The following is a 10577-nucleotide window of genomic DNA, read 5'->3' as shown; positions in this document are numbered from 1 at the left end:
TTAAGAATATGACTTTTAGTCAGTTAAGATTTTAAAGCACCTCTAATGCAACATCTATTCCATCTAGTTAAATATCGGTTTAAATATATGTTAATTATAAGTTAATGCCTTGTCTAAGAAAAAAGCGATGAAAGAACTTTTTTGTCAAAAAGGATGTCTGGGAATGTAATTTTGGCAAACTGATCCGATCAAAACAATTTCGCTAAAATTGATGCACACTTCTCCAGGATCTCCTGATCGCCTTCATGGAAGATAGCTTCCAGATCACTATCGATGTCAATTTCACCGAATGTTTTGCTGCCCGACAGAATAGGAACCACAATTTCTGAGCGAGTTTCAACACTGCATGCGAGATACCTGGGGTCTGAGTTAACATCATCGATAATGATAGATTGCTTTTCCTGCACCGCAGCGCCGCAAATACCTTGTCCGATCGGAATTCTGGTATGTGGTGAAGGTTTACCAATATAATTATGAAGCACAAGCTCATCTCCCTCAACCAAGTAGATGCCAACCCAGGTATACTTTGGAAAGCTCTCCTCTAACAGCTTGACAACGGCACGCAACGCTTCATCGAGGTTTGCACTACTTCGATTTGATTCCTGCAATTTATCGAGCACGCCAAGTCCGACAAGATACTCAACTGCTCTCAAGTAGCCTTCTTTTCCTAACCCGGTTATTTGTTTTTCACATACATCTTTAATGACTGAACGTTTTCGAAACTCTTCCCGCTGGTTAACATCGGACAAGTGGACTTCAATTGACGGCAAATTAACTGCGGCTATCGAATCTCGCAACGCATAACTATAATGTGTCAGCGCACCCGGATTTATCACGATTCCATGCGCCCAGTTTCTCTGTTCATGAATAAAGTCTATCAGGGCCCCTTCATGATTAGACTGGAAGCATTTTACCCGCAGATTCATTTTTTCAGCAAAATTATCAATGGACTCATTGAGCTCTTTTAGTGACTCGTTTCCGTAAACCTCCGGCTCCCTTTCGCCCAGTAAATTTAAATTCGGACCGTGAACAATCAGCAGATTCTTCATTTTCGTTTTTCAAGTTCGTTAATAATTTCATCAGCAACCTGCGTTTCACTCATATCATCAGAACAATCGATGATAAAATCGGCCTGCGCATAAATCGGTTTTCGAAGCTCAAATAATTTCAAGAATTCTGTTTGGTAAGACTCCCGCGGTATCTTTGCAGCCAATGGTCTTGAATCATCGTTGGTGAGTCTATTTAAAAGGGAATTGAACTTCCATTGCAAATAAACAATAACTCCGGAACGAGTGATTAACTCCCAATTTGTGAGCTTTAAAATTGCGCCTCCTCCGAGCGCAACGACAGCCTCTTTTACCTCACTGGCTATTTTTTTTACTATTTCTTCTTCCCTATCTCTAAAATAATCTTCTCCTTCAGATTCAAATATTTCAGAAATTGACTTTTTAGTTGACTCTTCAATTGCCTGGTCAGTATCATAAAAATCTCGATTTAGTTTTTCAGCCAGAATTTTTCCGACTGTGCTTTTCCCCGCCCCCATAAATCCGATTAAATAGATGTTTGTTTTAGCTATTTGAATTCTTCTCCCATGCCTTATAGGTTCGGGTTATCTCTTTAATTGAATCGCCGCCAAATTTTTCTAAAAACGCTTCAGTTAAAACCAGGGCTAAAATTGCCTCCCCAATTATCGAGGCAGCCGGCACGGCACAGACGTCGCTGCGTTCGACATGCGCCTCAGTTTGCTCCTTCGTTGCCATATCAACGGAATCCAGAGGCCGCATCAATGTGGAGATGGGTTTCATCGCAACTCGCACCACCAAAGGCATGCCGTTAGTGATCCCGCCTTCCAAGCCGCCCGCACCATTACTGGATCGAAAATATTTTTTACTATCTTTATCATAATAAATTTGGTCGTGAACTTCAGAGCCGAAACGAGTCCCCGCCTCAAATCCTAAACCAATCTCTACCCCTTTCATTGCAGGAATGCTCATCATCGCGTGGGAAATCCGGGCATCCAGTTTTCGGTCCCAGTGAACATGACTGCCCAAGCCAATAGGTAAATTTAGGCAGGCAACTTCAAAAATACCGCCTACGGTATTTTTGTCTTTTTTGGCCTGGTCAATTTTGGCAATCATCTCTTTTTCAATTGAACCGTCCAGGCATCGAACCGACGAGCGGTCCGCCAGATCACTGATCTCGCTTAATTCGAAAGTCAAATCAGATTTTTTCTCGCCCAAACCTGCGACGGTGAAAGAATTGCTAATTGAATGAATTTGTAGAACATGACTTACGATTTTTATAGAAAACTCCGCCAAAAATTTGCTGGCAATCGCACCCAAAGCAACTCGCATGGCTGTTTCCCGTGCGCTCGCCCGTTCCAGCACGTTCCTGATGTCCCGGTGTCCATATTTGATGGCACCAGCTAAATCGGCGTGTCCGGGACGTGGGACCCGAACCTCCTTAATAGATTCATCGATGTCTTTAACGGACATCTTTGTTTGCCAGTTTTTCCAGTCTTTGTTTTCCAGAATCAGCGCAATCGGACTGCCGAGTGTTTTGCCAAAACGCACTCCGGAAAAAATCTGGGCTTTGTCCTGCTCAATTTTCATGCGGCCACCCCGGCCGTGACCCATTTGCCGGCGCTTTAAATCTACAGCGATGTCTTCCTCTGTGATTTCCAGGCCGGCTGGAATCCCCTCTAATATTCCGACGAGGCCTTGCCCGTGTGACTCACCGGCGGTCAGGTATCTAATTGTGCCCATATTTTTCAAGTTCTCTCGACAAGTAATTTCTTAACTGTTCATGATTGAATTCAATACCGTTCTCTAATCCAAGCCAAATTCTCAAAGAAGCCGCCCCTTGAAAAATAAACATATCCAAACCATCTAGTGTTTTTGCTCCAGCTTCCTGTGCAGACTTTAAGAATTTCGTTTGCAGCGGATTGTAAATTAAATCTATTGCGACCCAACCCGACGCATCCTCTTCGAACAAGTAGGGCGCTTTACGAATGTCCGGCCACATTCCCAAAGAAGTCGCATTAATAATCAGATGATGTGAGCCTACTGCCGAAGAAATAGTTTTCGACTCTGAATCACCGGAATCGACTCCGACAGATGGGAATTTTTTGCAAACTTCCATTGCCAGGCTTTCTGCTCGCTGCAGAGTTCGATTGAAGATGAAAAGTTTTTTCACTCCGCATCGAATTAAATTAAAAATCACAGCGCGGGCTGCCCCTCCTGCCCCAAGTACAATCGCCGAGAAATTCTCAGGCTGCACACGTCTTTTTTTTACCGCTGAAATAAAGCCCTGGCCATCCGTATTAAATCCGAAAAGTTTGTTACCTTGGATATGAACGGTATTTACTGCGCCAATGAAATGAGCTTCTTCATCCATTTTAGATAGATGCGGGATAATTGTTTGTTTGTACGGAATCGTAACGTTAAAGCCAAGAAAGCCATCCGCTTTTATTCCGTTAATAGTATCAGCGAGTTGATTTTTCTTTATTTCAAAAGAATGATAGCGGCCTTCTTGACTGATCTCATTTAGCAAATATTTGTGCAGCGCCGGAGACAACGAATGACTAAGTGGATTTCCAAGAATCCCAAAAAGCTTTGTTTGAGAATCAAGCACCTGAGAGCCTTGCCAATTCTTGATAAAACCCGGGGCAGCTCACATCCACACATTCCGCATTATTAATGACACTTTTGGAGGGGGCAATTAATCCCGCAACCGCAAAAGACATGGCGATACGATGATCGTGAAAACTATCCAGTTCTGAAGCCTTTAGTTGTACGGGCCCTTTGATAGTTAAGCCGTCTATGTTTTCTTCTACATGAGCGCACATTTTTTTTAAGTTTAAGGCCACTGTCCGCAGCCGATCACTCTCTTTGTGCCGCAGCTCCTGCGCATCTGAAATTTTGGTGATTCCGTCAGCTTGAGTCGCCAGAATTGCTAAAATTGGAATTTCATCGATTAACGCCGGGATGGTTTCACCTGAAATCGTTACGCCCTTTAACGCTGAGCTTTTAACCTGAATGTCCGCGACGGGCTCATTATTTACCTCTTTGCTGTTACTCATTTCGATATTTGCACCCATGTTAATCAGTAAATCTAAAAAAGCAGTTCGCGTTGGATTAATTCCGATACTTTCCAATACAATTTCTGAGTTTTTGACCAAAACCGCCGCTGCAATAAAAAATGCAGCAGACGATAAATCACCCGGGACTGAAATGTTTTGGCCTTTTAGTCTCGCTGGTCCCTTTACAGAAATTCCAGAGCCATTCTTTTCAACTCTTCCCTCAAAAAAGGACAACATGCGCTCGGTGTGATCCCGGGATTCCGCTGGTTCTAAAATCTTGGTGACACCTTCTGAATACAGTCCGGCCAATAGAAGGCAAGACTTGACCTGAGCGCTTGCAACCGGTAATGTGTAATCAATCGGAGTTAACTTTCCCCCTTTAATTGAGAGCGGGGCAAAGTCGTCCGCCACAGCATCAATTTGCGCACCCATTTTACGCAGAGGTTGGGCGATTCTGGCCATCGGCCGCTTTTGGATAGAATCATCTCCTGTGATATTGGTAGAGAATTCCTGCCCTGCAAGAATCCCCGAAAGCAAACGAATCGTGGTTCCTGAATTTCCGACATCCAAAGTTCCGTTTGGTTTAGCTAATCCGCTCAAGCCTCGGCCGTGCACAATGGTGCGGTCATTTTCATTTTCTATTTTTACACCTAACCTTAGGAGGCATGAAATTGTGCTCTGAACATCCTTACCTGAATTGAGGTTTGCAATTTCCGTGGTTCCTTCGGCAATTGCCCCGATCATCAGAGCCCGATGAGAAATCGATTTATCTCCTTGTAATCTAATCTTTCCTGAAAGTCTACGGGCGGGATAGATATGCTGTTTCATGCCTTAAACTTATAGAACTCACGATTAAACATCAAGTAAATTTGTACCGTGAAATATTAATTTTCATAAAAGGACAAGAAAAAACCCACTACATCAGTTTCATATAATGGGTGCGTTAAAACAGATTTTAAAAGTTTGATTCTTAGCTAAATTCAAACCTTTTTTGAGCCTTGGAACGTCGGACAGCCTGTTTTTTGGCTTCCTTTCTTTTCTCGCTGGGTTTCAGGTAATAACTGGCGCGTCTTGCATCCCGGTGAATTCCTGCGCGCTGACATTTTTGTTTAAATCTTTTTAGAGCACGATCGATCGGCTCCCCTTCTCGTACTAAAGTAACTACCATTTTAAGACTTTCTTTTTTAGGTTTACGTTTAATTTAGATTTTAATAACTTAATAACTTAACGAATCTACCAAATGTTCCTGAATATTTACATTAGTGACGCTTAAATCTACGGTCGAGTTCGGCAAGAGGAATGTGGATGATCACCGGCCTGCCGTGAGGACAAAAATAAGGTTCTTTGGTAGAAAACAATTTATCGATGAGTGCGTTCATAGCTTCGAGCGGTAAATGTTCCCCCGCCCGAATGGCGGTGTGGCAAGCGTAAGATTTAGCAACATTTTCTCTTATTTCTGCATTATCTTTCTTGCCGCGTTTATATTCATCCAAAATGTCTAACAGAACTTTTTCGTCGTCGCTGATTTTAATTCCGGAAGGAACGCCTTCTAAAACGACTGTGTTTTTTCCAAAAGATTTCACGACAAAGCCAATCTTTTCTAAAAAGGGAATCATTTCAAGGAGGATCGAATAATCCTCCGCAGACAATTCAACGATCTGGGGAAACAGCAATTGTTGAGAAGACGGATTTCTTTTCTCAAAATTATCCAAAGCCTGCTCATACAAAATTCGTTCGTGCGCCACGTGTTGATCTATTACGATCAGGCCGTTTTTGATTTGGGACATGATGTATTTATTGTGCACTTGCCAAACATTGGTGCGCTCAAAAATGATCGTCTCCCTGGTTGCGTCCTGAGCTGAGTCAATTGGGGTTTCCCCCTTCGCTATTTGATTTGTATCCTCAGGTATCCTTTCAAACAATTTCGGGAGTTGCAGTGAAGTTTCCGGGACCTCAGACCCCGTTTTTGTTTGGGCCTGCCATTCTGAATGGCGGGAATGCTCAGTCGTTCCCCAGGGTCTGATTTCGGGGATGACCTCCTGCGATGTCAGCGCTCTTTTGACGCTGCCCCGAATTGAACTGAAAACTAGCGGTTCATTCGAGAACTTAATTTCCAGCTTTGCCGGATGAACATTGACGTCGGCGAGCTCCGCATCCATTTCAATGAATACCAGATAAACCGGGAACAAACCGCGCTGCAAGGCGTCACCATAGCCGGAAACGACGGCATAACTCAAACTCTTGTGTGAAAAATACCTGCGATTAAAAAACAAGTACTGGTCGCCGCGAGAGCGTCGAAAAGCATCTTGATTGGCAATAAAACCCCTGATTTTCACCGGGGCGTCATTTTCAATAGCAACTAAGTTTTTCTGTACCCGCGGCCCTAACACCGCGGCAATTCTCGCTTCCTGAGTTTCCTTTTTGAGTTCATAAATGATTTCATCCTCCTTGACAAAGGTGAAGGCGATTTCCGGATGCGCTAAAAAGAAGCGGTTTGCCACGCTCAAAATCTGCCGATATTCCGTTGAATCAGCTCGCAGGAATTTGCGCCGGGCCGGCGTGTTATAAAACAGGTTCTTGACCGCAATTGAAGTCCCCTGGTTTCCGGCTGCTCCTTCAACGCTATTCATCACACCCGCTTCGAGGCGAACCAAATGGCCGGAATTCTGATTTTGCAAAACCGATTTCGCTTCCACGCGAGAAACCGAACCGATGCTTGCCAATGCTTCTCCTCGAAATCCCAGGGTTTGAACCCGGGTCAAATCCTCATATTTAAAAATCTTGCTGGTCGCGTGCCTCTGAAAAGCCAGCAGTAAATCCGATTCGTTCATGCCGCTGCCGTTGTCGATGACCTGAATGAGCGCTTTGCCGCCTTCTTTGATTATAATAGTGATGTCATCTGCACCAGCGTCAATAGAGTTTTCAAGCAGCTCCTTTGCCACCGACGCCGGCCGATCCACCACTTCACCTGCGGCTATTTTGTTGGTGAGGTCATCGGGAAGAATTTTTATTTTATTGTTTGTAATTTCTTTCATTCTGAATTAAAATATACCCAACAAAAACCGGAAACCAAAGAAATTATTTGGTATTATTTTTTAAAGCGCTCAGCGGGATGCGAAGCAATCCTAAAATTACAATTCCGAATATTAAAATCGATAACCACCCGCCAACGGCAGACTGTGCAAAATCAAATGTATTCTGTCCGGTTAAAAGTGAGGTAATGGATGGAATTCCCAGCAAAACAAGGGCTGCTAAAAGAACTCCGGTTAATGCCTCTCCGGCAATAAATCCGGAGGCAACCAAAATACCGACGTTCGCAACTTTTATTTTTTGCTTATCATCTGCACTTCTCTTTTTTAAAAATTTGTCCGAAGCAAGCTTGATTAGGCCGCCGACGAAAATGGCAAAAGTAGTGTTAAAGGGCAGGTACATGCCAACCGCAATGAGCATTGGCGCAGGAGCTTTAATCATAATCAAGGCGACCGAGAAAAACATTCCGATAATAATGAGCCCCCAGGGCATTTCACCGCCAACAATTCCGGTGGCGAGTTGCGCCATCAGTCCGGCTTGCGGCGCAGGAAGCGCTGTGTCGCCAATTCCGATTCCGCCGGCTGCGATGTTGCCTTCGTGCAAAATAATGATTGGAAAAACCAGCACAAAAGAGACGATTACCGTGCTAATCACTTCGGCGACTTCCATTTTCCAGGGGGTGCCGCCGATGAGGTGCCCCACTTTCAAATCCTGAATCATATCGCCGGCCATTGCTGTGGCACAGCAAACCACGGCAGCAACCGCTAAAACCGCAGCCACGCCGCTAAGACCAACCACACCAATTCCAACCATTACCAAAGCCGCAACAATTAAAGTTGAAAGCGCCAACCCGGAAATGGGCTGATTTGATCCGCCTACTAAGCCGACCAGCCAGCCGCCGACTCCGGAAAAAAGGAAACCCGTGATCATCATGATGACAGCGGCAAGCAAGGCGCCAATCAAGCTGTTACTGAACAGGTAATAAACAAACGTAATTGGCACCACCAAACCGATGGTAGAAAAAACGATCCACTTCAGGTTAATATCTTTTTCCAGGCGATCTTCTTCAGTCTTCGATTCCCCTCCCGCTTTAGATTTAAAGGCGCCACGGAAGGCGGAAAAAATCGAATTTCTTAATCCCCAGAGCGTGTAAAGCGAACCGACCAGCATTGCTCCTACGGCCAGCGGTCGAATTTGGTTATACCAAATTGAATAAGTGATATCTCCTAAAGGTGCCGGTTGTCCGTCGATGAGGAGTTGGTTTTGCAAGTCAGGATTAAGAAACATTGCGAGAGGAATGAGGACGAGCCAGGCCAAAACACCACCGCAAAAATTGATCGTGGCCAGGGTTGGTCCGATAATGTACCCAACTCCAATTAACGCCGGCGAGGCTAGGGGCGTCACAAAGGTCAAACTGCCGGCATGGGTAACATCCCCGAGCACTTCTCTTGAGCTTGAGAAATGGTGAATAACCGACTTCGGAAATTTGAAGATAAATTCCACGCTCTCTCGAAAAATTGCCAGGCCATTGCTGTTTTTCAGCAGCTCAATCATTGCGCCAACCCCCATTGCGCCAAAAACGTAATTTGCACCGCTCTCTCCTTTTTATCCGGCACGAACGATTTCATAACAAGCGTAGCTTTCAGGAAAAGGGAGTTCGGCATCGACAACCAGAGTTCCTCTTAATAAGATCACAAAAAGAATTCCCAGAAGACCGCCGACCAGCAGAATTGCCGATGTTTCCCAGTAGTGGAAATGAGTCCAAAGTCTTTGGCCGTCCATTTCGACCATTACAAAAGCCGGAATGGTAAAAATTGTTCCGGCGACCAAGGCTTCTCCTACGGAAGCGGTCGTGCGAGCAATATTTTGTTCAAGAATATTTCCTTTCATAAAAGGCAGACGAAACGCTGCAATGGCGATCACTGCCGCCGGGAAGGTTGCCGAAATAGTTAGACCGGCTTTCAGTCCCAAATATGCATTGGCAGCTCCCGGAACCACCGCCATGACTAGGCCGAGTAAAATTGTCTTTAAGGTGAACTCAGCTAATGTGGTCTGAGATGGGACGTAGGGGACTTCTTGCTTTTGTGTGTTCATTTATTCCTCCCTTTTGGTTTTGCAGGAAAGCCTCACTATAGGCCGTCTTTGCGAGCGAACCAAAGGGAGCGAAGCAATCTTCTTGCCCTCTATCAGAAGGATTGCTTGGTCGTCCCAATTTCATTTTTATATCCTAGTGGATTCTTGGGACTCCTCGCAAAGACGCGCTTTTTTGGGAACAGTGAAGCGACAGCAAAATCCAAGTCAGTGGCCGAGTCGTAATAAGATTTCTCCCCCGAAGTGTCGGGGTCGAAATGACGCGGGGGCGATTACAACAACCCCGAATCCGCAAAACTATAATAACTCTCCCTGCCAATTATGATATGGTCCAGCACATTTATACCAACAGTCTCGCAAGCATTTTTCAAGCGCCGGGTAACCCGTTTGTCCTCCTCGCTTGGCGCCGGATCCCCCGATGGATGGTTGTGTACAAACACCACCGATGCCGCAGATTGGTTAAGCGCTTCTTTTACAATCTCTCTCGGACTGACAATGCTTTCAGTCAGACTTCCCTCAAAGATGGTTTTCTCAACGATGATTGTATTCCGGCTGGTCAAAAGGAGAATCTTAAAAACCTCGCGACTGAGATTTCTGAGATGCGGGCTGACTCTATTGAAAACGTCATCGCTACCTTCGACCTTGTCGCTGCTCTTTGTCTGCTCACGAAAAAGACGCTTGCTAATTTCAAGCGCTGCTTTGACTTGGGCAGCTTTTGCAGGACCGATGCCGTTGACCTGACAAAGCTCCGAAATCGATTTTGAATCCAAGCCGCTAAATCCGCCAAAATCCTTGATGATGTTGCGTGCAAGGTCAATTGCAGTGGTCTCCTGGTTGCCCACGCGCAAAATGATCGCCAACAACTCAGCATCAGACAGGCTGTCGGCGCCCAGCCGAATCAACCTTTCTCGCGGCCGGTCGCTTTCGGGTAAATCGGGAATTTTGGGTGTGTAACGAGCCATTTGTATCTAAGAAAAAAAAGAAAAGCCGCAATGAAATAACCACGGCTTTACCTGGCGCGGTAAGTTAGTTGGATTAGTTTATGAAAAGCATTTTCTTCGTATCGGTAAACTTACCGGCCTGAAGCGCCGGATAGCACAAGAATCATAAAGAAAACTAAAACAGACGAGCCGCTCCAACTCTGCATAAATCATCCCCTCTCCCATAGAGTTTTAAAAAAATTAGATTGATTTGCCAGGCAGACGATCCTTTACCGGAGGAGAATCATTTTTTTGGAGCTTACAAAATTTTCGAATTTGAGCTGATAAATATAGATCCCGGAACTCACTTTCGCTCCTCCTTTGTCCGTCCCATCCCACCTGATTTCATAGGATCCGGGAACATGGTCCTTATCAACCAATGTTTGAACTTCCCT

General features: G+C 44.9%; 10 protein-coding genes. All 10 read right to left on the bottom strand.

The features are described 5' to 3' along the window. Nucleotides 1-188: 188 nt before the first annotated feature. Nucleotides 189-1049 carry a type II 3-dehydroquinate dehydratase gene (aroQ, locus tag IH879_12505; protein ID MCH7675760.1) on the bottom strand — a complete coding sequence of 287 codons (861 nt, stop codon included), beginning with the start codon at nucleotides 1047-1049 and terminating at the stop codon, nucleotides 189-191. Continuing rightward, nucleotides 1046-1543 carry a shikimate kinase gene (locus IH879_12500; GenBank protein MCH7675759.1) on the bottom strand — a complete coding sequence of 166 codons (498 nt, stop codon included), beginning with the start codon at nucleotides 1541-1543 and terminating at the stop codon, nucleotides 1046-1048. The genes aroQ and IH879_12500 overlap by 4 nt, the downstream gene beginning before the upstream one ends. A 25-nt stretch (nucleotides 1544-1568) precedes the next feature. Beyond that, nucleotides 1569-2756 carry a chorismate synthase gene (gene aroC / locus IH879_12495; GenBank protein MCH7675758.1) on the bottom strand — a complete coding sequence of 396 codons (1188 nt, stop codon included), beginning with the start codon at nucleotides 2754-2756 and terminating at the stop codon, nucleotides 1569-1571. Then, the gene (gene aroE / locus IH879_12490) at nucleotides 2752-3633 is read right to left on the bottom strand and encodes a shikimate dehydrogenase (protein ID MCH7675757.1); all 882 of its coding nucleotides are present in this window, start codon (nucleotides 3631-3633) and stop codon (nucleotides 2752-2754) included. The genes aroC and aroE overlap by 5 nt, the downstream gene beginning before the upstream one ends. Further along, the gene (aroA, locus tag IH879_12485; protein MCH7675756.1) at nucleotides 3626-4909 is read right to left on the bottom strand and encodes a 3-phosphoshikimate 1-carboxyvinyltransferase; all 1284 of its coding nucleotides are present in this window, start codon (nucleotides 4907-4909) and stop codon (nucleotides 3626-3628) included. Before aroA ends, aroE begins: the two co-directional genes overlap by 8 nt. A gap of 142 nt (nucleotides 4910-5051) precedes the next feature. After that, complete coding sequence (gene rpsU, locus IH879_12480) at nucleotides 5052-5249, bottom strand: 30S ribosomal protein S21 (GenBank protein MCH7675755.1); 198 nt, start codon at nucleotides 5247-5249, stop codon at nucleotides 5052-5054. Nucleotides 5250-5340: 91 nt separating this feature from the next. Beyond that, entirely contained in the window at nucleotides 5341-7116 is a 1776-nt protein-coding gene (mutL, locus tag IH879_12475; protein ID MCH7675754.1) for a DNA mismatch repair endonuclease MutL, read from the bottom strand. Between the two features lie 43 nt (nucleotides 7117-7159). Next, a complete protein-coding gene (locus IH879_12470; GenBank protein ID MCH7675753.1) occupies nucleotides 7160-8665 on the bottom strand; it encodes an oligopeptide transporter, OPT family in 1506 nt (501 codons plus the stop codon). A 51-nt stretch (nucleotides 8666-8716) separates the two neighbouring features. After that, a complete protein-coding gene (locus IH879_12465) occupies nucleotides 8717-9205 on the bottom strand; it encodes an OPT/YSL family transporter (protein ID MCH7675752.1) in 489 nt (162 codons plus the stop codon). 269 nt (nucleotides 9206-9474) lie between these two features. Next, nucleotides 9475-10164 carry a DNA repair protein RadC gene (gene radC / locus IH879_12460; GenBank protein MCH7675751.1) on the bottom strand — a complete coding sequence of 230 codons (690 nt, stop codon included), beginning with the start codon at nucleotides 10162-10164 and terminating at the stop codon, nucleotides 9475-9477. Nucleotides 10165-10577: the final 413 nt, after the last annotated feature.

The organism is candidate division KSB1 bacterium (genome assembly GCA_022562085.1).
Classification (GTDB): Bacteria; Zhuqueibacterota; Zhuqueibacteria; order Oceanimicrobiales; family Oceanimicrobiaceae; genus Oceanimicrobium.
This window is presented reverse-complemented; position numbering and strand designations above follow the sequence as displayed.